This is a genomic window from Streptomyces sp. NPDC017979, from assembly GCF_044328175.1.
In the GTDB taxonomy this organism is placed as follows: Bacteria; Actinomycetota; Actinomycetes; order Streptomycetales; family Streptomycetaceae; genus Streptomyces.
This window is the reverse complement of sequence record NZ_JBIRGU010000015.1, coordinates 181,628-204,395: the sequence shown is the minus strand read 5'-3', so window position 1 is coordinate 204,395 and position 22,768 is coordinate 181,628. Positions and strand designations below refer to the sequence as shown.

21 protein-coding genes and 1 pseudogene are annotated in these 22,768 nt (G+C 73.7%); 8 read left to right on the top strand and 14 right to left on the bottom strand.

Features of this window, described 5'->3' with window-relative positions; all coding sequences use genetic code 11:
* The 9 genes and pseudogenes from ACH4E8_RS30520 to ACH4E8_RS30480 all read right to left on the bottom strand — a co-directional run.
* Positions 1-136 (bottom strand): annotated as a pseudogene (locus ACH4E8_RS30520) (sulfate adenylyltransferase small subunit); the annotation flags it as partial.
* 2 nt (positions 137-138) lie between these two features.
* Entirely contained in the window at positions 139-672 is a 534-nt protein-coding gene (cysC, locus tag ACH4E8_RS30515; protein WP_398454366.1) for an adenylyl-sulfate kinase, read from the bottom strand.
* 20 nt (positions 673-692) lie between these two features.
* A complete protein-coding gene (locus ACH4E8_RS30510; RefSeq protein ID WP_398454364.1) occupies positions 693-1,394 on the bottom strand; it encodes a phosphoadenylyl-sulfate reductase in 702 nt (233 codons plus the stop codon).
* Entirely contained in the window at positions 1,391-1,570 is a 180-nt protein-coding gene (locus tag ACH4E8_RS30505) for a hypothetical protein (protein ID WP_361534319.1), read from the bottom strand. Before ACH4E8_RS30505 ends, ACH4E8_RS30510 begins: the two co-directional genes overlap by 4 nt.
* 79 nt (positions 1,571-1,649) lie before the next feature.
* Positions 1,650-3,347, bottom strand: coding sequence for a nitrite/sulfite reductase (locus ACH4E8_RS30500; protein WP_398454360.1), 1,698 nt, complete (start codon positions 3,345-3,347; stop codon positions 1,650-1,652).
* A gap of 511 nt (positions 3,348-3,858) precedes the next feature.
* Positions 3,859-4,443 (bottom strand): GNAT family N-acetyltransferase, encoded by a 585-nt coding sequence (locus ACH4E8_RS30495; protein ID WP_398454357.1) that lies wholly within the window; start codon positions 4,441-4,443, stop codon positions 3,859-3,861.
* 62 nt (positions 4,444-4,505) lie between these two features.
* Positions 4,506-5,237: a class I SAM-dependent DNA methyltransferase gene (locus tag ACH4E8_RS30490; RefSeq protein WP_398454356.1), complete on the bottom strand. Its 732-nt coding sequence runs from the start codon at positions 5,235-5,237 to the stop codon at positions 4,506-4,508.
* Between the two features lie 86 nt (positions 5,238-5,323).
* A complete protein-coding gene (locus ACH4E8_RS30485) occupies positions 5,324-6,565 on the bottom strand; it encodes a GAF domain-containing protein (RefSeq protein ID WP_398454353.1) in 1,242 nt (413 codons plus the stop codon).
* A gap of 268 nt (positions 6,566-6,833) precedes the next feature.
* Positions 6,834-8,471, bottom strand: coding sequence for an acyl-CoA dehydrogenase family protein (locus ACH4E8_RS30480; RefSeq protein ID WP_398454350.1), 1,638 nt, complete (start codon positions 8,469-8,471; stop codon positions 6,834-6,836).
* A 17-nt stretch (positions 8,472-8,488) separates the two neighbouring features.
* On the opposite strand from ACH4E8_RS30480, the gene ACH4E8_RS30475 reads away from it, so the two are divergent.
* Entirely contained in the window at positions 8,489-9,697 is a 1,209-nt protein-coding gene (locus tag ACH4E8_RS30475) for a YihY/virulence factor BrkB family protein (protein ID WP_398454347.1), read from the top strand.
* Positions 9,698-9,721: 24 nt separating this feature from the next.
* Positions 9,722-10,456, top strand: coding sequence for a helix-turn-helix domain-containing protein (locus tag ACH4E8_RS30470; protein WP_398454345.1), 735 nt, complete (start codon positions 9,722-9,724; stop codon positions 10,454-10,456).
* Here the strand turns inward: ACH4E8_RS30470 and ACH4E8_RS30465 are convergent.
* Positions 10,396-10,788 (bottom strand): VOC family protein, encoded by a 393-nt coding sequence (locus tag ACH4E8_RS30465; RefSeq protein ID WP_398454343.1) that lies wholly within the window; start codon positions 10,786-10,788, stop codon positions 10,396-10,398. The two genes, ACH4E8_RS30470 and ACH4E8_RS30465, sit on opposite strands and share 61 nt — an antisense overlap.
* 260 nt (positions 10,789-11,048) lie before the next feature.
* Here ACH4E8_RS30465 and ACH4E8_RS30460 point away from each other — a divergent pair, with 260 nt between their 5' ends.
* Positions 11,049-12,389: a hypothetical protein gene (locus ACH4E8_RS30460; RefSeq protein ID WP_398454341.1), complete on the top strand. Its 1,341-nt coding sequence runs from the start codon at positions 11,049-11,051 to the stop codon at positions 12,387-12,389.
* A gap of 73 nt (positions 12,390-12,462) precedes the next feature.
* On the opposite strand, the gene ACH4E8_RS30455 is transcribed toward ACH4E8_RS30460, so the two are convergent.
* Together ACH4E8_RS30455 and ACH4E8_RS30450 are read right to left on the bottom strand one after the other, a co-directional pair.
* On the bottom strand, positions 12,463-13,230 hold the full coding sequence (locus tag ACH4E8_RS30455; RefSeq protein WP_398454339.1) for a CbtA family protein: 768 nt from the start codon (positions 13,228-13,230) through the stop codon (positions 12,463-12,465).
* Positions 13,231-13,239: 9 nt separating this feature from the next.
* A complete protein-coding gene (locus ACH4E8_RS30450; RefSeq protein WP_398454337.1) occupies positions 13,240-13,482 on the bottom strand; it encodes a CbtB-domain containing protein in 243 nt (80 codons plus the stop codon).
* 505 nt (positions 13,483-13,987) lie between these two features.
* Between ACH4E8_RS30450 and ACH4E8_RS30445 the strand changes: the two genes are divergently transcribed.
* The 5 genes from ACH4E8_RS30445 to ACH4E8_RS30425 all read left to right on the top strand — a co-directional run bounded on the left by ACH4E8_RS30445 (position 13,988) and on the right by ACH4E8_RS30425 (position 17,993).
* Positions 13,988-14,542 carry a histidine phosphatase family protein gene (locus tag ACH4E8_RS30445; RefSeq protein WP_398454334.1) on the top strand — a complete coding sequence of 185 codons (555 nt, stop codon included), beginning with the start codon at positions 13,988-13,990 and terminating at the stop codon, positions 14,540-14,542.
* A 185-nt stretch (positions 14,543-14,727) separates the two neighbouring features.
* Complete coding sequence (locus tag ACH4E8_RS30440) at positions 14,728-15,237, top strand: SigE family RNA polymerase sigma factor (protein ID WP_398454332.1); 510 nt, start codon at positions 14,728-14,730, stop codon at positions 15,235-15,237.
* The gene (locus tag ACH4E8_RS30435; protein ID WP_398454330.1) at positions 15,230-15,616 is read left to right on the top strand and encodes a hypothetical protein; all 387 of its coding nucleotides are present in this window, start codon (positions 15,230-15,232) and stop codon (positions 15,614-15,616) included. The genes ACH4E8_RS30440 and ACH4E8_RS30435 overlap by 8 nt, the downstream gene beginning before the upstream one ends.
* A gap of 123 nt (positions 15,617-15,739) precedes the next feature.
* A complete protein-coding gene (locus ACH4E8_RS30430) occupies positions 15,740-17,008 on the top strand; it encodes a hypothetical protein (protein WP_398454328.1) in 1,269 nt (422 codons plus the stop codon).
* A 184-nt stretch (positions 17,009-17,192) separates the two neighbouring features.
* Positions 17,193-17,993, top strand: a complete 801-nt coding sequence (locus tag ACH4E8_RS30425) for a DUF1775 domain-containing protein (RefSeq protein WP_398454326.1) — start codon at positions 17,193-17,195, stop codon at positions 17,991-17,993.
* Between the two features lie 19 nt (positions 17,994-18,012).
* Here the strand turns inward: ACH4E8_RS30425 and ACH4E8_RS30420 are convergent, their stop codons facing one another.
* Both ACH4E8_RS30420 and ACH4E8_RS30415 read right to left on the bottom strand, forming a co-directional pair.
* Positions 18,013-20,787: a SpoIIE family protein phosphatase gene (locus ACH4E8_RS30420; protein WP_398454324.1), complete on the bottom strand. Its 2,775-nt coding sequence runs from the start codon at positions 20,785-20,787 to the stop codon at positions 18,013-18,015.
* Between the two features lie 139 nt (positions 20,788-20,926).
* Positions 20,927-22,690 carry an FAD-dependent oxidoreductase gene (locus tag ACH4E8_RS30415; protein WP_398454322.1) on the bottom strand — a complete coding sequence of 588 codons (1,764 nt, stop codon included), beginning with the start codon at positions 22,688-22,690 and terminating at the stop codon, positions 20,927-20,929.
* Between the last annotated feature and the right edge of the window lie 78 nt (positions 22,691-22,768).

The following is a 22,768-nucleotide window of genomic DNA, read 5'->3' as shown; positions in this document are numbered from 1 at the left end:
CGGAAAACAACACCACCGGACGCTCGAACTCCCCCGCCACCTCCCGCACCACATGAACCGACTCCGACTCCAACGCATCCAAATGCGACAGGGCGTACGGACTGTCCTCCACGTCGGCGCGCACGCCGGTCACCAGGCTCACACCAGGCCCCTCTCGGTCAACAGCGCGAACACCGCGCCGGCGGACTCCGCCACGGTCTGGTCCTGGGACTCGATGCGCAGGTCCGGGGAGACGGGCTCCTCGTACGGGTCGTCCACTCCGGTCAGTCCGCTGATCTCGCCCGCCGCCTGCTTGGCGTAGAGCCCCTTCACATCGCGTTCGGAGCACACCTCCACCGGCGTCGCGATGTGCACCTCGACGTACGGGGTGCCCGCCGTCTCGTGGCGCTTGCGGACGGCCTCGCGGCTGTCCGCGTACGGCGCGATCACCGGGACGAGCACGTGCACGCCGTGCGAGGCGAGCAACTCGGCCACGAAGCCGATGCGCTGGACGTTGGTGTGGCGGTCCTTGCGGTCGAAGCCGAGGCCCGCCGAGAGGAACTCGCGTATCTCGTCGCCGTCCAGCACCTCGGTGCGGTGGCCGGCCGCGCCGAGCTGCTCGGCCAGGGCGTACGCGATGGTGGTCTTGCCGGCGCTGGGCAGGCCAGTCAGCCAGATGGTGGCTCCGGTCATGGCAGTCTCCTGAGTCGTCATCAGCCGTGCAGCCCGCATTCGGTCTTGCCCCGCCCGGCCCAACGGCCGGCGCGGGCGTCCTCGCCCGCCAAGACCCTGCGGGTACAGGGCGCACAGCCTACGGAGGCGTACCCGTCCATCAACAGGGGGTTGGTGAGGACACCGTGCTCGGCGACGTACGCGTCCACGTCGTCCTGGGTCCACCGGGCGATCGGCGACACCTTCACCTTCTGCCGCTTCTCGTCCCAGCCGACGACCGGGGTGTTCGCCCGGGTCGGGGACTCGTCGCGGCGCAGACCCGTCGCCCAGGCGTCGTACCCGGCCAGCCCCTGCTCCAGGGGCCCGACCTTGCGCAGGGCGCAGCACAGGTCCGGGTCGCGGTCGTGCAGCTTCGGCCCGTACTCGGCGTCCTGCTCCGCCACGGTCCGGCGCGGTGTGATCGTGATGACGTTGACGTCCATCACGGCTTCGACGGCGTCCCGGGTCCCGATCGTCTCGGGGAAGTGGTAGCCGGTGTCGAGGAAGACCACGTCCACGCCCGGCAGGGCGCGGGACGCGAGGTGGGCGACGACCGCGTCCTCCATGGAGGAGGTGACGCAGAAGCGCGGGCCGAAGGTCTCGGCGGCCCAGGTGAGGACGGTGAGTGCGGGCGCGTCCTCCAGGTCGCGGCCGGCGCGCTCGGCCAGGCCGCGGAGTCGTTCGGCAGTCTGAGTGACCGTCATATGTCGTTCTCTCCACTGTCGTTGCGCTGAAGCCCGCGGGCGAGGAGCCCGAGGAACTTCAGTTGGAAGGCTCGACTGCACGCCGCGCATTCCCAGGCGCCGTGCCCTTCTTCGCTGGGGCGCAGGTCCTCGTCCCCGCAGTAGGGGCAGTAGAACGGCGCGGCCCGCTCGCTCATGCCGTCCTCCTGTTCGCCGACGTGCCGGTGGGGGTGTGGGAGTGGGTGGGGGTGGTGGTGCGGTACGGGTGGGGGACGCTCACTTGAGCGCCTCCTCGGCGGCCCTGGCCGCCCAGGTGGCGAAGCGCTCGCCCTCGGTGCGCTCCTGCTGGAAGCGGCGCAGCACGCGCTCCACGTAGTCCGGGAGTTCGTCCGCGGTGACCTTCAGGCCCCGGACCTTGCGGCCGAAGCCGGGGTCCAGGCCCAGCGCGCCGCCCAGGTGCACCTGGTAGCCCTCGACCTGGTTGCCGTCGTCGTCGAGGACGAGTTGGCCCTTGAGGCCGATGTCCGCGACCTGGATGCGGGCGCAGGCGTTCGGGCAGCCGTTGAGGTTGATGGTGATCGGCTGGTCGAACTCCGGGATGCGCCGCTCCAGTTCGTCGATGAGCGAGGCGCCCCGGGCCTTCGTCTCGACGATGGCGAGCTTGCAGAACTCGATGCCGGTGCAGGCCATCGTGCCGCGGCGGAACGGCGAGGGCGTCACCCGCAGGTCCAGCGCCTCAAGACCGGCGACCAGCGATTCGACCTCGGACTCGGCCACGTCGAGCACGATCATCTTCTGCTCGGCGGTGGTCCGCACCCGGCCGGAGCCGTGCTCCTCGGCCAGTTCGGCGATCTTGGTGAGGATCGTGCCGTCCACCCGGCCGACGCGCGGCGCGAAGCCGACGTAGAAGCGGCCGTCCTTCTGGCGGTGCACCCCGACGTGGTCGCGCCACTGCTGCTCGGGCACCTCGGGCGCCGGCCCGTCGGCGAGCTTGCGCAGCAGGTACTGGTCCTCCAGGACCTGGCGGAACTTCTCCGCGCCCCAGTCGGCGACGAGGAACTTCAGCCGGGCGCGGTTGCGCAGCCGGCGGTAGCCGTAGTCGCGGAAGATGGCGATGACGCCCTCGTAGACGTCGGGCACGTCCTCCAGCGGCACCCAAGTGCCCAGCCGGACGCCGAGCTTGGGGTTGGTGGAGAGCCCGCCGCCGACCCACACGTCGAAGCCGGGGCCGAGTTCCGGGTGGTGCACGCCGACGAAGGAGACGTCGTTGATCTCGTGCGCGACGTCCAGCAGCGGGGAGCCGGAGATGGCCGACTTGAACTTGCGGGGCAGGTTGGAGAAGTCCTTGTTGCCGATGACGCGGCGCTGGATCTCCTCGATCGCGGGGGTGCCGTCGACGATCTCGTCCTCGGCGATGCCGGCGACCGGCGAGCCGAGGATCACGCGCGGGGTGTCGCCGCACGCCTCCGTCGTCGACAGGCCCACCGCCTCCAGCCGCCGCCAGATCTCGGGCACGTCCTCGATGCGGATCCAGTGGTACTGGACGTTCTGCCGGTCGGTGATGTCGGCGGTGCCGCGGGCGAACTCCTGGGAGATCTCGCCGATCACCCGCAGTTGGCGGGTGGTCAGCCGGCCGCCGTCGATCCGGACCCGGAGCATGAAGTACTTGTCGTCCAGCTCCTCCGGCTCCAGGATCGCGGTCTTGCCGCCGTCGATCCCGGGCTTGCGCTGGGTGTACAGGCCCCACCAGCGCATCCGACCGCGCAGATCGGCGCCGTCGATGGAGTCGAAACCGCGGTGGGCGTAGATCGTCTCAATACGTGTCCGTACGTTGAGACCGTCGTCGTCCTTCTTGGTCTGCTCGTTGGCGTTCAGGGGCGTCATGTGGCCCACGGCCCACTGACCCTCGCCGCGGTGCCGGCCGGTTTTGCGGCGGGGTGCGACGGGGGCGGGCTCTGGAGGCGTGGCGGCCATGGCGGTGTCCTTCGAGGCAGCAGGAGGGCGGCTCTGAGCTGCACACTCGCTGGACGCGCGACGGTGCGCAGGGTGCGGTGTGCGGGGGGAGCAGGGCGGGGCGAGGCGTGCGGAAGCGCTGAAACCGGGGCGAAGTGGAAGCGTGCAGGCAGGTGCGTGCAGTGGTGAAGCGCGGCAGGCGGATCAGTTCAGGCGGCGACGATGCTCGGCTGGTGCGACCGGGTACGGCTGTGCGGTGAGCGTCAGCCGGCGGGACAGATGGCGCTGGACATGCGGCCGTGGTCGACGTGCCGCCGACTCACCAAGGCGATTCCAGGTCGAGACATGGGGGAAGCGTGGCACGGCGATCCGAGGCGAGTCCACCATTATCCGAATAGTGGACGATGGTGTCTCGCCTGATGAGATGGTGTGTGATCCGTCACGACGGCCCGACCCGGATGCCGGCGCACCCGGGTCAAGCCGGGTCGGGTCGGGTCGGGTCGGGTCGTCGGGGCGTGCGGAGCGCGGGTGCTCAGCCGTGGGCGCCCGGCCAGGGGCCCGGGGCGGGCTGCTCGGTCTCGTCCGCCTCTTCCGTCTTGAAGAGCGTGAAGCCGCGCCGGACGTAGTTGTCCATGGCGTGCGGGCCGTCCTTGGAACAGGTGTGCAGCCACACGCGCTTGGTCGGCGCCAGCTCCGGCCAGCGCTCCGCGAGGTCCCAGGCGCGGGCGGTGGCGTACGACAGCAGGTGGCCGCCGATGCCGCGCCCGCGGAAGGCCGCGATCAGCCCGAAGTAGACGATCTCGACCGAGCCCTCCTCGCCCTCGCCGCCCTCGTGCTGGGCTTGGATCTCCGCGTACCCCGCGGGCGTCCCCTTCTCGTACGCCACCCAGGTCTCGGTGCCGGGCCGGGTCAGGGCCTGCTCCCACTGCGCGTACGACATCGGGAGCCGGTCGGTCCAGGTGACGTCCCCGCCCACGGCCGTGTACAGGAACCGGCTGAACTCGGGCGATGGCACCTCGGCCCGGACGACCGTGACGTCGGCGCCGGCGGGCCGGGCGGGGCGCAGGTCGGCGGGCGAGGTCTGTTCGAGGGACCAGGTGGTGACGCGGATGCTCATGCGGCCAGGGAACCACGTGCCGCCGCCCGCCCCCAAGCGGGGCGGCTCCCCGGCCGCCCCGGTCACTCCTTCTCGTACACCGAGACGTGGCTCTCGCTGTCCCGGGTGAAGGGGGAGCGGTCCCAGCCGGCCCAGCGGTGGCGCAGCCGCAGCCCGGCGAGCCGAGCCATCAGGTCCAGCTCGCTCGGCCAGACGTAGCGCAGCCGCAGCGGGTTCAGCCGGGTGCCGCCCTCGGTGAAGGTGACGCGCTGGAAGGTGACCGCCTGCTCTACCGGATCGTGGACCAGGAACTCCATCTTCACCGCGTCGTCGGTCAGCCGACGGGTGGCCACCCGCTGGTGCCGGTCGAACTGCTTCGGGTCGAAGACGTACGCCTCGACCACGAAGAGCCCGCCCGGCGCCAGCACCGCCGCCACGTTGCGGAAGCAGTCGAGCTGTCGTTCCTGGCTGGGCAGGTTGTAGAGGGTGTTGTAGACGAGGTACGACAGGTGGAAGGGGCCCTCCACCGCCACGTCGGCCATGTCGCCGATCGTGACCGGGATCTGTTCGCCGCCCGGCTTGGCCCGCAGCAGGTCCACCATCGCGGACGAGCCGTCGATCCCCTCCACCCGAACCCCGCGCGCGGTGAGCGGGAGGGCGACGCGGCCCGTGCCGACGGCGAGTTCGAGGACGCGTCCGCCCTTGGGCGTCAGCTCGGCCAGCACGTCCACGGCGCCGGCGGGATCGATCCAGTTGAGTTCGTCGTAGTCGGATGCGTAACGGTCGAAGAAGGCGGGATCGTTGAGTCCTGTCACGGCGCAGGAGTCAACCAGCCCGCCGTTCGCGGGCGCGAACGATTATCGCGGTGATGGTCCTGCTGCCTGGCTGAACGGGCCCCAATTCAACAGGAGTACGGGTTCGCGTGCGGGGCGCGGATCACCTCCACGTCGATGCCGTCCGCGAATCGGTAGGGCCGGCTGGCGAGCACGTGGGGGAGTTGGCGGCGCAGTCGGGACATCTCGGCGCGCACGGTGACGGTGCGCGTCGGATCGCCGAACAGGTGCTCCGCGAGCTGCGCCGCGCTGCGGCCGTCGCGGTGGACGGCGAGCGTGCACAGCAGCTCCGCGTGGCGCGGGCTCAGCTCCTGCACCCAACTGCCGGCCTCCCCGGACACCGTCGCGTTCGCGTGCCGTGGCCGGCTGAGGTCGAGGGCGACCCGGGCGACCGGGCCGGGGCCGCCGGGGCCGGTGACCCGGACGAGCCAGCCGCCGGGGACCGGCTCGACGGTGGCGGTGCCCAGGGAGGGTATCCAGCACGGGCCGGCCGCGGGGTAGCGGGGCAGTTGCAGCCGACCCGGCGGGGGCGGCATGCCGATGACCGCCGCGGGCCAGCCGTTCGCGTCCACCACCACCGCCCGCCCGGTCATCTTGCCGAGCAGCGGCACGGCGACGCTCCGCAGCCGCTCCAGCGCCGTGAGGTGGCGGGTGCGCAGCTCCGCCTCGGCCAGCCGGGTCACCGCCGTGACCAGCGGCAGCGTGGTGGGGTGCACGGTGGCGAGCGGACCGCTGACGTTGATCACCCCGAGCAGCCGGCCGTCGCGCGGATCGGTGACCGGGGCGCCCGCGCACGTCCAGGAGTGGTACGCGGCGACGAAGTGCTCGGCGGCGTGCACGTGCAGCGGCCGACGGGCCAGCAGGACCGTGCCGATGCCGCTGGTCCCGGTCAGCTCCTCGCTCCAGTCGGAGCCGACGACGAAGCCGTGCGCGTCGCCCTTGCGCAACACCGCCGCCTTGCCCTCGCGCCACAGCAGCCGCGAGTCGGCGTCCGAGACGGTGACGATGTGCTGGGCCGCGTCCGCGATGGACACCAGGCCCTCCCGCAGCACCGGCAGGACCTCGCGCAACGGGGACTCGCCGCGGCGCCGCTCGACCTCGTCGCGGGGGAGTATGCCGGCCCGCTTGCCCCGGTCGGGGTCGAGGCCGGAGCGCAGCAGCCGCTGCCACGACTCCTCGATGTCTACCCTCGGTCCGACCGGCGAACGACGCCCGCCGAGCGCTGCTTCCCGCACCCCCTTCAGCAGTCTGGTGGCCTCCGCCAGGTCCATGGCGGCGATTTTGGCCAGATCGATCGGCTTGGTGGCCACGACGCGGAGGTCCTCCTCGGCCGCGGTACGGCTGGCGTAACCGTGGTGCGGCGATAGTTCGCAATGGCTGCAACCCCCTGCAACCCTCGCGAATGGGCGTGCGTGTGTACGAAGGTGTACAGCGCGAGGGGTGGTGCCGTGTCGGCGCAGCACCACCCCGACCATGATCATCTTTGTGGGCGGCGCCCGCAATACCGGGTGCCAAACCCTTTTGATCGCGATGCTCCGAGAAGCGCGGCGCGCCTCGGACGCCCGTTCGACGCCGCCGTCACACCACCGCCCGCGCCCGCTCCACGATCGCCTCCGTGGGCAGCCCGCCGGGCAGCGTCCCGAACGCCGCGCCCCAGTCCCCGCCCAGCCGCGACGCACAGAACGCGTCAGCCACCTCCGACGGGGCCCAGCGCACCAGCAGCGACCCCTGGTGCACCAGCGCCATCCGCTCCACCAGCCGCCGCGCCCGCCCCTCGATCCCGTCGAGGTCGGCCAACTCGGTCAGCAGGTCCTTGATCGCCCCGTCCAGCCGGTGGTCCGCGCCGCGCGCCTGCCCGACCTCCTGGAGGAACGCGTCCAGCGCCCCCGGCTCCCGCTGCAACGCCCGCAGCACGTCCAGCGCCTGGACGTTGCCCGCGCCCTCCCAGATCGAGTTCAGCGGCGCCTCGCGCAGCAGCCGCGGCATCCCGGACTCCTCCACGTACCCGTTGCCGCCCAGGCACTCCAGCGCCTCCGTCACCATCGGCGTGCAGCGCTTGGTCACCCAGTACTTCGCCGCCGGCACCGCGAGCCGCAGCAGGGCCCGCTCCTGCTCCGTGTCCGCGTCGTACGCCGCCGCCAGCCGCAGCGCCAGCACCGTCGCCGCCTCCGACTCCAGCGCCAGGTCCGCCAGCACGTTGCGCATCAGCGGCTTGTCGATCAGCAGCCCGCCGAAGGCGCTGCGGTACGCCGCGTGGTGCACCGCCTGCGCCACCGCCTGCCGCATCTGCGCGGCCGAACCCACCACGCAGTCCAGCCGGGTGGCCGCGACCATCTCGATGATGGTCCGCACGCCCCGGCCCTCCTCGCCGACCCGGCGCGCCCACGTGCCCTCGAACTCCACCTCGCCCGACGCGTTCGAACGGTTGCCCAGCTTGTCCTTGAGGCGCTGGATGCGGAAGACGTTGCGCGTGCCGTCCGCCAGCACCCGCGGCACCAGGAAGCAGGTCAGCCCCCCGGGCGCCTGCGCCAGCACCAGGAAGCCGTCCGACATCGGGGCCGAACAGAACCACTTGTGCCCGGTGAGCACGTACTCCCCGGCCCCGCCCGCCAGCGGCACCGCCGACGTCGTGTTCGCCCGGACGTCGCTGCCGCCCTGCTTCTCCGTCATCCCCATGCCGAACAGCGCGCCCGGCTTCCGCCCGGCCGGCAGCAGCTCCTTCGCGTACGCGTGCGAGGTCAGCCGGGGCTCCCACTCGGCCGCCAGCTCCGGATCGGTCCGCAGCGCCGGCACCGCGGCGTGCGTCATCGACAGCGGACAGCCGTGCCCGGCCTCCGTCTGCGTCCACACCAGGAACCCGGCGGCGCGCCGCACGTGCCCCGCCGGCCGCCCCCAGGCGTCGGTGAGCCCCGCGCCCACGGCGTGCCCCAGCAGCCGGTGCCAGGACGGATGGAACTCGACCTCGTCGATCCGGTTGCCGTACCGGTCGTGGGTCCGCAGCTTCGGCGGGTGCTCGTTGGCCAGCGCCCCCCACTCCTGGGCCTGCGCCGACCCCGCGGTACGACCGAGCCCGCCCAGCTCCTCCCGAACGGCCCCGATCAGCTCCGGCGCCACGTGGCGCTCGACGGCCTCGGTCAGCGCGCGGTCGGACGCGTAGACGTCGTACCCCACCAGGGGCGGAGCCTGGTTGGTCACTGTGTGGGTGCTAGTCGCCATGCCGATACGGTAAGGAGGTGCAGGCAGCAAAAGAAACACCCGAACGGTCATCAGGCCGGCTCCACAGGGCCCGTGTCCTCTACCGCAACGTCTCCAAGCGGAAGATGACCTGGTTGCTGCTGAAGGACACCGTCAACTCCTGCATCGAGTACCGGATCCTCGGGCTCGCGGCGGAGGCGGCGTTCTTCACCCTGCTGTCGCTGCCGCCGCTGATGATGGGCCTGCTCGGGCTCCTCGGCTACATCGACTCCTGGACCGACACCACCACCGTCGCCTCCATCGAGCAGAACATCCTCGGCGCGGTCGGCACGGTGCTGTCCGACCGGGGCGTCAACGAGATCGCCAAGCCCCTGCTGTCCGACGTCACCCACGGCGGCCGGCCCGACCTGATCTCCATCGGCTTCGCGATCGCCCTGTGGTCCGGCTCCCGGGCGGTGAACGTCTTCATCGACACCATCACCGTCATGTACGGGCTCGACGGCCACCGCGGCATCGTCGCCACCCGACTGCTCGCGTTCCTGCTCTACCTCGTCGCGCTGCTGATCGGCGCGGTGGTGCTGCCGCTCGCGGTCGTCGGCCCCGACCGGGTGGTGGAGCTGGTGCCCTGGGGCGACACCGTCGTCACCGTCCTGTACTGGCCGGTGGTGATCCTGCTCTCCATCGCCTTCCTGACGACGCTGTACCACGTCTCCGTGCCGGTGCGCTCGCCCTGGATCGAGGACGTGCCCGGCGCGCTGGTCGCCCTCGGCATGTGGGTCCTCGGCAGCTTCCTGCTCCGCATCTACCTCACCAGCACCGTCGAGGGCCCCACCATCTACGGCTCCCTCGCCGCCCCCATCGCGGTGCTGCTGTGGATCGGCATCTCCGCCTTCGCGGTCCTCGTCGGCGCCGCCGTGAACGCGGCGATCGACCGCGTCTGGCCGTCCGTGGCCACCGCCGCGGCGCGCGCCGCCAACGAGCGGCTGCGCGAGGCGCAGGCCGTGGAGGTGCTGGCCCGGGCGCAAGCCGCCCGGTTGTACGAGACAGACGCCGACGACGCGGACGACGACGGCGGCCCCGGCGACATGCCGTCCGAGTTCCCCGAGCGCTGGTCCCGCTTCCTGCCCCCGGACGACGTGAGGTCCCGCATCCTGCACCCGGCCAAGCCGGACCGCCCCGACGCCCAGAGCAAGCCGGGCCCCCCGCCCGAGGTCAACGGGCGCAACCGCCCCACGGACGGCCCCTGACGCCCCTTACGTAACCTCGGAACCATGTACCAGGAACGCCCCAGCGCCGCCGTGGACGGCGCGGTGCTGTGGACGCGGGAGCAGACGGCCGACGCGCCGGCGCGGCCGGTGCTGCCCGACGGCTGCATGGACCTGCTGTGGACCCCGGGCCGGCTCTTCGTCGCCGGCCCGGACACCCGGGCGTACGCACCGGGGGAGGGCGGTCCGCGCCGGCACGCGGGCGTGCGCTTCGCGCCGGGCACCGCGCCCGCCGTCCTCAAGGTGCCCGCGCACGAACTCCTGGACCGCCGGGTGGACCTGGCCGACCTGTGGGGCGCCCGGACCGCGCGCCGGCTGACGGAGCGGATCGACGCCGCGCCCGACCCGGCCGTCGCCCTGGAGGACGTCGTGCTCGCCCGCGCGGCCGACGCGCCCTTCGACCCGCTGCTGCGCGAGGTCGCCCGGCTGCTGGACGACGGGACGAGTGTCGCCGCGGCGGCCGGTGCGGTGGGCCTCGGGGCGCGCCAGCTCCACCGCCGCGCCCTGGTGGGCTTCGGCTACGGCCCCAAGACCCTGGCCCGGGTGCTACGGCTCCAGCGGGCGCTCGCGCTCGTCTGGCGCGGCGCGCCGTACGCGGGGGCCGCGCTCGCCGCGGGCTACGCCGACCAGGCGCACTTCGCGCGGGAGGTGCGGGCCCTGGCCGGCATGACGCTCGGCGACTACTGCGCGTCGGCGAAGAGCGAGACGCCCGCGCCGTCGGGGTCGAGCACGACGGCGTAGCGCTGCCCCCACACGGCGTCCCACGGCGCCAGATGGCTGCGGTAGCCGGCGTCGACGAGCTCCGCGTGCAGCGCGTCGACGGCTTCGGGGCCCTCGCAGCGGAAGGCGAGGCCGAGCCGGTCGCCGCCCTGCGGACGGGTCCAGGCGGGGTCGTAGGTGCGCACCACGTCCTCGGTGTCCCACAGGACGCGCACCCCGCCCGGGAGGACGGCCTCCACGTGCGGGGCGGCGTCCGCGTCTGCGGGCAGGTCCAGTCCGAGGCGGCGGTAGAAGGAGAGGGAGGCGGCCATGTCGGCGGCCACGATGCTGATCGCGTCGAGTCGTACGGTCATGCCCCCACCGTAGGAGCGGGCCGCGGGGCCGGTCTTGAACGAATCGGACGCCCGCAGGTCGACGGCGCGGGCGGCGGTCCCGAGCGCCCGGGCGCCGCGGCGGCGCGACGGGTGGCCCGCGGTCGATCCGAACGGGTGATCTCCCGGCCCCACGGGCGTGGCCAGCCGCTCCGGGCGCGCACCGGGCCACTCAATGAGCATCCAAGGGGGGCCACGACCCGACCCGACCCCACGGACAACACGGACCGAGGACTCCACCGATGACCGAACTCCCCACCGGGGCGCCCGGGCCCCGCGCCCGCCGCGCCCACCGCACCCGCACGGCCCTGGTCGCCCTGTGCGCGCTCGCCCTCGTCCCCGCCGCCGTCGCCCTCGGCTCGCCCGCGGCCACCGCCGCCGCCCCGCGGCCGCTCGCGACGGAGCCCGCCGAGCCGGCGCCGGCCACGCCCCACCCGGGCACGCCCGGCACGACCGTCCCCCAGCCCGACATCACCCACCAGGTCGACCCCAAGCCGACGCCCGCGCGGCCCAAGGCGGTGGTGACCGTCGGCGACGGCTTCCTCGCCGGCGAGGGCGCCCGGTGGGCGGGGAACGCGGAAGGGCTGAAGAACAACGGCGGCGTGCCCCGGGAACTGCGGGACGCCACCGACCGCACCCGGTCCGCGGGCGTCGCCCTGGAGAAGATCTACACCGCCGACTGCCGCCGTTCGGACGCCGTGGTGCTGCCCGCCGGCGACGCCGGCCGCCACCTCAACATCGCCTGCTCGGGGGCGGCGACCGAGCCGCTCTCGCGGCCGGTGGAGAGCCAGGAGGCCCAGCTCGCACAGTTGCGGAAGCTCGCCACCGAGAACGACGTCACCGCCGTGGTCGTCTCGACCGGCGGAACGGACGTCCGGTTCACGGACACCTTGGCGACGTGCGCCGACGCCTGGAAGGACAACCGCTACTGCTCCACCGACCCCGCGATCACCGGCCCGGCCGGCGAACGCACCGCGGCGGTGGGGGAGAAGGTCGCCAAGGCCGTGCAGGCGGTGCGCGCCGCGGTCGAAGGCACCGGGTCGACCCCGCGCATCGTCCTCCAGTCCTACCCGCTGCCGCTGGCGTCGGGCGAGGCGCCCGCGACCGACGCGCACGACGAGAACAGTTGGGACCGCTGGAGCGCGTATGGCTGTCCCTTCTACAACCGCGACCTCCAGTGGCTCGCCAAGGACATCGGGCGGGCCCTCAACGCCGAGATCAAGAAGGCCGCGAAGGCCGAGGGCGCGGACTTCGTGGAACTCGGCCGGCTGCTGGAGGGCCACCAGGTGTGCGGCAGCCAGCCGCGCCAGACGACGTTCGCGGCCGACGGCACCGTCGCGTCGCCGGACCCGGCGCAGGCGCAGTGGGCCCGCTACGTGCCCCGGGCGCGGGTGCAACTGCCCGCCGACGAAGCGCGGGAGGTGCTGCATCCGAACTACTACGGGCAGCAGGCGCTCAGCCACTGCCTGACCGAGGTCGTCGGCAAGCTGACCGCCACGCCCGACCAGCCCGCGACCCGCGCCCGCTGCGTGGGCGCGGCCGACCGCGCTCCGCAGCAGATCACCGTCGCGTACGGCGGCTGACCGGACTTGGTCTGTGCGCCCCCACCGGGCATCGAATGGCATCCGGTGGGGGCGCACGGCTGGGGGCGGCGGATCAGCCGACCGGTGCGGAGGCCCTTGCCGCGGGGGTGTGACGGTCCTTCTCGCCAGGTGTCAGCAGCCGCTCGGCCAACTCGCCGAAGACCAGCCCGAAGACGGTCCACAAGGTGGCGTGGATCGCCAGCGTCGCCAGCCGGAACTCCCAGACCACGGCGGCCGGGAACCCTTCGGGCACCTCGTCGAAGGACGGCAGGAAGGCGAAGGCCAGGCCGACCACGACGACGAACCCGGCCGCCACGGCGACGGTGGCGTGCCAATTGCCGAGGCGGGGCGCCAGCCGCTGGCCCACGAGCACCGCGGCCACCGTGAGCAGCACGCTCAACACGATCATCAGGAAGTAGAGCGTGGTGCGTTCGCCGATGGTGTCGGGGTCGCCGACGGCCGGCGGGTTCGGCGGGTACTTCAGATACGGCACGACGTACGCGCTGAGCAGGGCGCCGAGCGCGACCAGCGCGGCGGTGGCGCGGGGCCCGAACCGGCCGATGCGGCCGAGCGCCACGCAGTACGCGAGCCCCGCGATGCCGCCGACGGCGATCCCGAAGACGAGGACGCCGGTGGCGAGCCCGGCGGTGGACTGCACGGTGCGGCTGACGAGTTCCTCGCCGCCTTCGTGGTGGCCCTCGCTGTGCGCCTCCTCGAAGGCGATGGCCGCGTCCACCGGCCCCTCCCCGAGGAAGTACGCCACGACCAGCGCGAACGCACCGGCGACCAGGCCCGCGAGCATGCCCCGGACGAGCAGGGCCCTGACGGATGTCGAGTTCATCGGCGGTCGTCAGTGGCAGGGGAAGCCGAGCAGGTGACGACCGTCGTGCACCCACTCGTGCACGGTCTCGCCCGAGACGACGGCGACGGCGCCCTGCTCGGCGCCGACGAAGTACAGCAGGACCAGCATCAACACGCCGAAGAACGCGGCCCACGGGGCGACGGCCTTCAGCGATATGGGCGTGATCGCGGCGCCCGGTGCGGTTGCGGAACCGGTGACGGGTGCGGCGGCAGGGGTGATGGAGTGGGCCATGGCAGAACCTCCAGTGGGAGCGACGCGTCCCGTTCGTGGTGCCTTGAGAGTGCCTCGGCGAAGGTGTGGGGTCTGACTGCCCGTCCCCTGCGGTGCGTGTTGCTCGGGGCGGGTTCACAGTGGCGCGACCGTGCCGGATTCCCACCGGACTTCCGTCACACCTTCGTCATGTACACGTGACCGTACCGCGTGCGACCCCGTCGCCGCCACGCCCTGAGGCAACCCTCAGCACACCCCTTGGTCAAGCTTCCCCCAAGCACGCGGACGTGTTGGCGGGCAGGCACCATCGCCGTTGCGCCGCAGACGCCAACCCTTCCGTGGGGGAATGCTGGGTGTGCCTGGAAAGGGTGCTGAGGGATGCCTTCAGCCTGCGGGTGCGGACGGGCGGAGCAACTTGGGCGGCGCGGGGAAGTGCGCGGACAACCCCGCCGGGCCGCAGCCGAGGGGCGGGGGTGCGGGCGCACGGCAGGCTACGTTGGCGGGGCGCTCAGGAGGGGGTACGGGGATGGGTGTGTGGGTGACGTTGTTGGCGACGGGGACCGCGGGCGGCGGCGCGGACGTCAGGTTCGGGGGCGGCGGGGCGCTGGAGGACCGGGAGCGGAGCGCCGTGCGGGGGCTCGCGGGGCGCGTGGCGCGATCGGGCGCCACGTTCACCGGGCCCTCGGCGCGCTGTCGGCAGACCGCCGACGCCCTCGGACACCCCGCCACCGTCGAAGGCGCCCTCGACGACTGGGACATGGGCCGCTGGCACGGCCGCACCCTCGCGGAGGTCGCCGCGGCCGAGCCCGACGCCGTCGCCGGCTGGCTCGGCGACCCCGCGGCCGTGCCGCACGGCGGCGAATGCCTCGACGCGCTGTGCGGGCGCGTCGGCGGCTGGCTGGACGGGCTCGCCCACGAGGGGCGGGTGCTCGCGATCGCCGAGCCCGCCGTCGTACGCGCCGCAGTGGTGCACGCGTTGAGCCTGCCGCCGCAGACGTTCTGGCGGCTGGACGTACGGCCGTTGGCGCTGACGGAGCTGTCCGGGCGCGCCGGCCGCTGGAACCTCCGCCTGGGCGCGTGATCTCGCCCACACCCACGGCGCCGAAGGGCGCGCACCCGCCCCGTCGCCCCGCTTCGAACGCCGCCGCGCCGCGCGGGAGTCCCGGCCCGCGGCACCGGGCACGCACCTCCCGACCCGCCGCTCCGCCCGCCGGGACGCCGCGTAACGTCAGCAGGTATCCGTACATCTGCGAGGAGAGCCGACGCTTGACCGAGGAGGAGTTCGAGGACTTCTACGCACGCTCCGTCCACCGGCTCACGGGGCAGTTGTACGTCATGACCGGTGACTTCCACGAGGCGCAGGACGTGGTGCAGGAGGCGTTCGTACGGGCGTGGGGGCACCGCGGCAAGTTGGCGGCGGACCTCGGTCCCGAGGCGTGGGTGCGCACGGTCGCGTGGCGGCTCGCGGTGAGCCGTTGGCGGCGGGTGCTGCGGGCGCAGCGGGCCTGGCGGCGCCGGGGTGACTCGACGGTCAGCGAAGGGCCCGGCCCGGCCGCGGTCGACCTGGAGCTGGCGTTGCGCGACCTGCCCGCCCGGCAGCGGCTGTGCGCCGCGCTGTACTACGTCTGCGACCTGCCCGTGGAGCTGATCGCCGCGGAGACCCGGCTGTCCACGGGGACCGTCAAGACCCATCTCTCCAGGGCGCGCGGCAAGCTCGCCGCCCACCTCGCCGACCACGCCCACCACGCACCGACCGGGGAGAGCCGCGATGCCTGACCACGACGAGTTGCTGGCGGACCGGCTCCGCACCGCGGCGGAGTCGGCGGCGCGGCGCGCCCGGCCGGCGGCGGCCCGCACCATCGAGGCCCGGGGCCGGCGCCGCAGACGCCGCCGGGCGACCGCGGTGACGGGCGTGGGCCTGCTGTGCGCTGCGGCGTCGGTGGTGGCGGTCCTGGTGACGGGCCGCGGCGGCGAACCGGCGCAGCCCACCGCGCCACCGGCCAGCACGGGCAGCCGGGCGCCGACGGCCGTGCCCACGCACACCGGACCCACGGGCGACCCGACCGCGCCGCCCGCCACCCACCACGGCAACGTGCCGACCCCGTCGCCCACCTCCCCCGGCCTGCCGCGGGACGCCACGCACTCGGGCGGCTGAGCCAGGGCGCGAACCGGCCCCCGGGAGCCGGGAACCAGCGGGACGTGATGCGCGTCACGCGATGTCAACCAGAGTGCCGTCGAGGAGCGTAAGGACGGCGAAGTCCGACCTGCGAGGAGCACGATGGCCGATCCGACCCTGACCGACGCCCCGACGTCCACCGCCGGCACCTCCCTGGTGCCCGCGCAGCCCGGGCCGTCGAAGAAGACCCCGTCGTCGGCCGACGGTGAAGCGGACGCGGAGGGGCCCACGGCCACGGCTCCCGAGGCGCGCCCCGGCGCGCCCGGGCACGTCGTGCGGACCGTCCTCGGCACCTACGTGCTGAGCACCCTGGTCCACCTCGCGGTGCTGGCCGTGATGATCCCGCCCGGCGGCCCCGGCATACGCGACCGGCTGTTGGCCTGGGACGCGCTGCTGTACCTGGACATAGCCACTGACGGGTACCCCGAAGGGTTCACCCGTACCGAGTCGGGCGAGATCGGCGGCAACAACCTCGCCTTCTTCCCGCTCTTCCCCCTGCTCACCGGGGGCCTGCACCGCGCCACCGGCCTCGACGCGGGCGCCGCGGCCCTGGTGGTCGCGCACCTGTCGCTGGTGGGCGCGATGTTCGCCGTCCACGCGCTGCTGACCCGGCTCTACGACCGCCGCACCGCGACCGTGGGGATCGTGCTCCTCGCCGGCGCCCAGCCGATGGCGCTCACCTTCCTGATGGGCTACAGCGAGGCCCTGTTCGTCGCCCTGGCCGCCGCCGCCCTGCTCGCCGCGCACCGCGGAGCCTGGCTCACCGCGGGCTTCGCCGGACTGCTGACGGGATTGACCCGACCCGCCGCCTTCGCGCTGGCGGTCGCGCTCGCACTCGCCGCCCTGCTCGCCCTGCGCCGCGCCGGGCGCCTGGAGTGGCGGCCCCTCGCGGCGGTGGTGCTGGCCTGCGTCGGAACCCCCGCGTATCTGCTCTGGGTGGGCGTGCGCGCCGGTCAGTGGAATGCCTGGTTCCTGATCCAGGAGGCCGGTTGGGGGACCGCCTGGGACAACGGCGCCGGCTTCCTCGCCTTCCTGCGGGACACCTTCGAGCGCGGCGACGGCTGGGTGCCGGTGAGCACCGCGGTGCTCCTCGTCGGCGCGGTCGTCGCCACCGCGGTGGCCTGGCGCCGGGACGCCTGGCCCCCACTGCTCGTGTACGGCACGACGGTGGTGGTCCTGACCCTGGCGCAGAGCAACTACTACCACTCCAAGCTGCGGCTCCTCGTGCCCGCGCTGATCTTCCTGCTGCCCTTCGCCCGGGCGCTGGGCCGGGCCCGGACCCGTACGGCCGTGCTCGTGCTGGCGGGAGCCACGCTGTTCGGCAGTTGGTACGGCGCGTACATGGTCACGATCTGGCGGTACGCCATCTGAGCCGGCCCCGGGCACGGCGGCCCGTTCGCCATCGGGGCACGGTCGGGTCGGTACGGCTCCGAAGTGTGCGGGTGAGTGATCGAACAGGCCCGATTCCAGGGCCCGTTCGGGAATGATGTTCCCGTCATCCCCAGGACGCGGCACCAACGGCGTCACACGCGCACCGCACGATCTGAGGAGAACCATGAGGACGTCCCCACTGTCCCGCGCCGCCCGGCGCACGGTGCCCGCGGCCGCCGCCGCGCTGGTCGCCGTGCTCGCCCTCGCCCCGCCGGCGGCGGCCCACGCCCACGTCGAGGCGTCCGAGGCGCGCGCCCTCGCCACGAACGTGACCGTGACCCTCACCTCCGAGGCCGAATCGCGCAAGGCGGGCCTCAGCGCGATCCAGGTCATGCTGCCCGAGGGCATATCGCCCGGCACGGTCAGCCTGAAGCAGGCGCCCAAGGGCTGGCGGTTCGCCCAGAACCAGGGCGGGTACGTCGTCGGCGGAAAGCCCCTGCCGACCGGCACCGACGCCGTGCACAGCATCGTCGTCCACCAACTTCCGGACGCGAAGCGGCTGGTGTTCAAAGTGATGGAGACCTACGCGGACGGCCAGGTCGCCCGCTGGATCGAGGTCCCCGAAGGCGGCGCCGAGCCGGAGAACCCGGCGCCGGTGCTGGCGCTGAAGCCCAAGGCCCCCGACGCCCGGCCCGTGCCCTTCCGGCCCGCCGCCCCGTCCACCCCGCCGCCGAGCGCCCCCGCGCGGTCCACGGCCTCCGCCGACCCCGCACCCGACACGGACGCACCGGCCCCGGCGGCCTCGGACTCCACCGCATCTCCACCGGCCGCGGCGACGCCGACCCCGAAGGCCGACGGGGGCGACGGCGACGACGGGGGCGGCAACGGGGCCCTCGTCGCGGTCACGGCCGGCGCGCTCGTCGTGGCGGCCGGCGCCGGCGGCGGGGTCTGGTACCTCAGGCGCCGTCGCGCCGCCGCATCCTGACGGCCGGGGCGCAGCCGGCTCAACCGTCGGGCGACTCGTCCCGGGACAGCGGCTGCTCGGTCCAGATGACCTTGCCGTCCGTCGTGTAGCGGGTGCCCCAGCGGTCCGCGAACTGCGCCACCAGGAACAGCCCGCGGCCGCCCTCGTCCGTGTTCGCCGCCTGGCGCAGATGCGGCGAGGTGCTGCTGTGGTCGGACACCTCGCAGATCAGGGCCCGGTCCCGGATGAGCCGCACCCGGATCGGGCCGACGGCGTAGCGGATGGCGTTGGTGACCAACTCGCTGAGGATCAACTCGGTCGTGAACGCCTCCTCCTCCAGGCCCCAGTCGGTGAGCGTACGGGCCACCCGGGCCCGTACGTCGCCCACCGCCGACGGGTCCGACGGCACGGCCCACTCGGCGACCTGCGACGGGCTCAGCAGTCGGGTGCGGCCGACCAGCAGCGCGATGTCGTCGCGGGGCTTCTCGGGCACCAGGGCCGCCAGCACGGCGTCGCAGGTCTCCTCGGGCGAGCGGCCGCCGTGGCCGGAGAGGACGTCGCGCAGCAGGGCGAGCCGCTCGTCGATGTCGTGGTCGCGGTCCTCGACCAGACCGTCCGTGTACAGCACCAGCGTGCTGCCCTCCGGCAACACCACCTCCAGCGTCTCGAAGGGGAGCCCGCCGAGGCCCAGCGGCGGGCCGCCCGGCACTGCGGCGAACGCGGCCGTGCCGTCCGGGTGGACCACCAGCGGCAGCACGTGGCCGGCCCGGGCCATGGTGCAGGCACCGGTGGCCGGGTCGTAGATCGCGATCAGACAGGTCGCGCCGGTGATGCCGGCCTCCGGCTGGTCCACCAAGCCCGGCTCGGCACCCGAAACGCCCACGGCGCCCGCCGACCCCGCCGAACCGGCTGACTCCGCAGTGCCGTCCGCCTCCTCCTGGTCCAGCCGGGCCACCAAATCGTCCAGGTGCCACAGCAACTCGTCCGGCGGCAGGTCGAGGGTGGAGAAGTTGTGCACCGCCGTGCGCAGCCGACCCATCGTGGCGGCGGCGTGCAGCCCGTGCCCCACCACGTCGCCGACCACCAGCGCCACCCGGGACCCCGGCAGCGGAATGATGTCGTACCAGTCGCCGCCGACCCCGCCGAGGCCCGCCTGCGCCGGGCGGTAGCGGTACGCGGCGTCCAACGCGTTCTGCTCGGGCAGCCCCCGCGGCAGCAGACTGCGCTGGAGCGTGACCGCCATCGTGTGCTCCCGGGAGTAGCGGCGGGCGTTGTCCACGCTCACCGCGGCCCGCGCCACCAACTCCTCCGCGAGGGAGAGGTCGTCCTCGTCGAAGGGCTGCGGCCGCTCCGCCCGCCAGAACATCGCCACCCCGAGGACCGCCCCGCGGGCCCGCAGCGGCACCGCGACCATCGAGTGGAAGCCGGCGGCGACCAGCCGGCGGGCCCGGGACTGGGACTGCTGCTGCCACCCCCCGTACGCGGCGAGGTCCGGTTCGATGACGCCCTCGCCGTTGATGATCCCCGCACCCAGCGCCGTCGACGGCAGGAAGCGGATCGTGGTGCCCAGCGCGAACAGCGCCGTGTCGTCCCGCGGCCCGCTGAAGGCCGTGCGCCGCATGTCCGCCGCCGCCCCCGTCGTCGTCGGCTCCTCGCCCCGCAACACCGCCTCCACCAGGTCCACGGTCGCGTAGTCCGCGAACCGGGCCGCGGCGAAGCCCGTCAGCTCCTCGCAGGTGCGCACCACGTCCAGCGTGGTGCCGATCTCCTCACCGGCGTCGTACAGCAGCCGCAGCCGCTCGCGGGCCACGTCCACCCGACCGCTGAGCGCCTCCAACTCGGTGGAGTCCCGGATGGTGGCGACCGTGCCGGGCGGGCCGCCGGCCTGGTCCGTGGTGCGCTGGTTCACCGCGAGCAGCCGCTGCCCGACCCGGTACACCTCGTCGTTGGCGACCCGGCCGTCGGCCAGCAGCCGGGCGGTGTGCGGATCCAGGTCCAACTCGTCTACGGTGCGCCCCTCCACCTCGGCCGGCAGCCCCAGCAGTCGGCGGGCCTCGTCGTTGACGAGCAGGATCCGCCGGTCCTCGTCGAGGATGAGCACGCCCTCCCGCACGGCGTGCAGCACCGCGTCGTGGTGTTCGTACATCCGGGTCATCTCCTCCGGACCCAGGCCGTGCGTCTGGCGTCTGAGCCGCCCGGTGACCAGGGCCGTGCCGACGGTGGCGAGCAGCAGCACGCCGGCCGCGACGCCCAGCAGCAGCGGGAACTGCTCCTCGACGACCCCGCTCACCCGCTCCAGCCGCACCGCCGCCGCCACCAGTCCGATCACGGTGCCGTCGGGGGCGTGCACCGGCACCGTCGCCCGTACGTACGGACCCGGGGGCCCCTCGAAGTGCTCGATGACCGTGCCCCCCTTCAGCACCGGCTCGATCGGACCGGTGAACTTCTTTCCGATCAGCTCCGGATAGGGGTTGGTGTACCGCACGCCCTCGGTGTTCGCGACCGTGATCAAGTCCACGCCGGCCGCCTTGCGGGCGGCTTCGGCGCGCGGCTGGAGCACGGCGGAGGGGTCGGGGCTCTTGAGCGCCGCCTCCATGCCGGGCGCGTTGGCGAAGGTCTCCGCCACCGCGAGGGCCCGGCGCTGCGCCTCCCGGTCGCCGTCCGACTGCGCGTTGAAGACGAGCGCGGTGATGCCCGCGGCGACGAGCAGGATGACGATCACGACTTGGAGGAGGAAGACCTGGCCCGCGACGGAGCGCACCGTGAGCATCCCCAACAGCGCACGCAGACGGGGGCGACCGGATCGTACGGTCATGTCCTCTTTCTACACCTCCCTCAGGGGGCGGGCCAGCCGCGCACGGTGGGGCCGGACTGCGCACGCACGGGCGAATCCGGGCGACGGGAGGCGGGACCGGACGCCGGGCCCCGGGGAGGACCCGCGGGCCGGCGCCGGCTCAGACGCGGGAACTGCTGGGGTCGTTCACCTCCCCGGCGAGCATCCTCGCCTCCTGCTCCGGGGTACGGCTGTCCAGGCTGAGCACCGCCGTCAGGGCCTCGGCCACCGCCGCCTCCGGAGCCCGCGAGGGGCCGGCCGCCCGCCAGGCGACGAAGCCGTCCGGCCGTACGAGCAGCGCTCCGCCGGGCTCCACGCCGTGCACCGCGGCCCAGTCCACCTCGTCCTCCGGCACCAGGTCCGCACCCGGGCCGTGGCCGAAGGCCAGCACCTCCAGCGGCACCGACAGCCGGGCGGCGTCGTGGCGGGCCGCCTCGCACCACACGGACCCCTCCCCGCACAGCAGCACCGGCACCCGCTCGTACAGGTCGAGCGTGGAGATCCTTTCGCCCGCGCGGGTCACCCACAGGTGCGGTGCCCGGGTGCCCGGCTCGGCCGTGATCCGCATCCGGTCCGGGACGACCGGCATCCGCGCGTCCGCGCCGAGCACTGCGCCCTTCGGATAGCAGTAGCCCATGGCGACCGTGAGGACGTCGCCCCGACGGGTGCTCGCGGAGGTGGCGGGCGCGTAGCCCGGGTGGCTGTGCTCCGCGGAGCGGGCCGAGGCGCGGGCGCTGGTGGCCCGGGCGACCGGGAGGCGCTCGGCGCCGTACGTCTCCAACAGGGCGGGCCCCGCCCAGCCCCCCAGCACCGCCGCCAGCTTCCACGCCAGGTTGTGCGCGTCCTGGATGCCGGTGTTGGAGCCGAAGGCGCCGGTGGGCGACATCTCGTGCGCGGAGTCTCCGGCGAGGAAGACCCGGCCGGACGAATAGCGCTCGGCGACCCGTTCGGCCGCGTGCCAGGGCGCCTTTCCGGTGATCTCCACGTCCAGGTCGGGGACCCCGACGGCGGCCCGGACGTGGTCGCTGCACCGCTCGTCGGTGAAGGCGGACAGCGGCTCGCCCTCCTCTGGGTGCCACGGCGCGTGGAAGACCCACAGCTCCCGGTTGTTCACCGGCAGCAGGGCGCCGTCGGCGCCCGGGCTGGTCAGGTAGCAGACGATGAAGCGCCGGTCGCCGACGACCTCGGCCAGCCGGTGCGAGGTGAACGTCATGCTCACGTTGTGGAACAGCTCGCCGTTCCCGCTCTGCCCGATGCCGAGTTGTGCGCGCACCGGGCTGCGCGGCCCGTCCGCCGCGACCAGGTAGTCCGCCCGCACCCGAAGGAGCTCGCCGGTCTCCCGGTTCTCCACCAGGCCCGTCACGCCCTGCTCGTCCTGCTCGAAGGAGCGCAGTTCGTGCGAGAAGCGCAGATCGGCCCCGTACTGACGGGACCGCGCGTCGAGCACCGGCTCGATGTCGTTCTGGCTGCACAGGCACCAGCCGCTGGGGCTGATCCTGGTGTGGCCGCCGCCCGGGTCGATTTCCCGGAACAGCCACTCCTCGCCGTCCCCGGTCAGGGAACGCGCCTGGAGGATGCCGTGGTTGTCGGCGAGCACCGCCGAAGCCGCGCGGATCTCCCGCTCCACCCCGGCGACCCGGAACAGCTCCATCGTGCGCAGGTTCATCCCCCGGCCGCGCGGATGGGTGGAGGTGCCCGAGTGCTTCTCGACCAGCAGGTGCGGGACGCCGTGCCGGCTCAGGAAAAGGGACGTGGCCAGGCCCACCAGGGACCCGCCCACGACCAGCACCGGCACCCGGTGCGCGGGCGCTTCGGCGGTCGGTGCGGCGGCCGCGGTCGTCGACTGCTTCGTGGCTTCGTCCAGGGCGTTCGTGGGCTCTTCCATGGCTTCTGTGTGCCCGGTGCAGGAACGGTTCCCCCGCCCATTCACCCGCATGGTGTCCATCTCTCGCGCCGCCCGTGC

Bases quoted from the DNA above. Each gene is read 5' to 3' on its own strand.
- cysC (WP_398454366.1), bottom strand. From the start codon at position 672: ATGACCGGAGCCACCATCTGGCTGACTGGCCTGCCCAGCGCCGGCAAG.
- ACH4E8_RS30430 (WP_398454328.1), top strand. From the start codon at position 15,740: ATGGCCGATCCGACCCTGACCGACGCCCCGACGTCCACCGCCGGCACC.
- ACH4E8_RS30425 (WP_398454326.1), top strand. From the start codon at position 17,193: ATGAGGACGTCCCCACTGTCCCGCGCCGCCCGGCGCACGGTGCCCGCG.
- ACH4E8_RS30500 (WP_398454360.1), bottom strand. From the start codon at position 3,347: ATGGCCGCCACGCCTCCAGAGCCCGCCCCCGTCGCACCCCGCCGCAAA.
- ACH4E8_RS30450 (WP_398454337.1), bottom strand. From the start codon at position 13,482: ATGGCCCACTCCATCACCCCTGCCGCCGCACCCGTCACCGGTTCCGCA.
- ACH4E8_RS30465 (WP_398454343.1), bottom strand. From the start codon at position 10,788: ATGACCGTACGACTCGACGCGATCAGCATCGTGGCCGCCGACATGGCC.
- ACH4E8_RS30480 (WP_398454350.1), bottom strand. From the start codon at position 8,471: ATGGCGACTAGCACCCACACAGTGACCAACCAGGCTCCGCCCCTGGTG.
- ACH4E8_RS30495 (WP_398454357.1), bottom strand. From the start codon at position 4,443: ATGAGCATCCGCGTCACCACCTGGTCCCTCGAACAGACCTCGCCCGCC.
- ACH4E8_RS30435 (WP_398454330.1), top strand. From the start codon at position 15,230: ATGCCTGACCACGACGAGTTGCTGGCGGACCGGCTCCGCACCGCGGCG.
- ACH4E8_RS30510 (WP_398454364.1), bottom strand. From the start codon at position 1,394: ATGACGGTCACTCAGACTGCCGAACGACTCCGCGGCCTGGCCGAGCGC.
- ACH4E8_RS30420 (WP_398454324.1), bottom strand. From the start codon at position 20,787: ATGACCGTACGATCCGGTCGCCCCCGTCTGCGTGCGCTGTTGGGGATG.
- ACH4E8_RS30470 (WP_398454345.1), top strand. From the start codon at position 9,722: ATGTACCAGGAACGCCCCAGCGCCGCCGTGGACGGCGCGGTGCTGTGG.
- ACH4E8_RS30415 (WP_398454322.1), bottom strand. From the start codon at position 22,690: ATGGAAGAGCCCACGAACGCCCTGGACGAAGCCACGAAGCAGTCGACG.
- ACH4E8_RS30460 (WP_398454341.1), top strand. From the start codon at position 11,049: ATGACCGAACTCCCCACCGGGGCGCCCGGGCCCCGCGCCCGCCGCGCC.
- ACH4E8_RS30505 (WP_361534319.1), bottom strand. From the start codon at position 1,570: ATGAGCGAGCGGGCCGCGCCGTTCTACTGCCCCTACTGCGGGGACGAG.
- ACH4E8_RS30445 (WP_398454334.1), top strand. From the start codon at position 13,988: ATGGGTGTGTGGGTGACGTTGTTGGCGACGGGGACCGCGGGCGGCGGC.
- ACH4E8_RS30455 (WP_398454339.1), bottom strand. From the start codon at position 13,230: ATGAACTCGACATCCGTCAGGGCCCTGCTCGTCCGGGGCATGCTCGCG.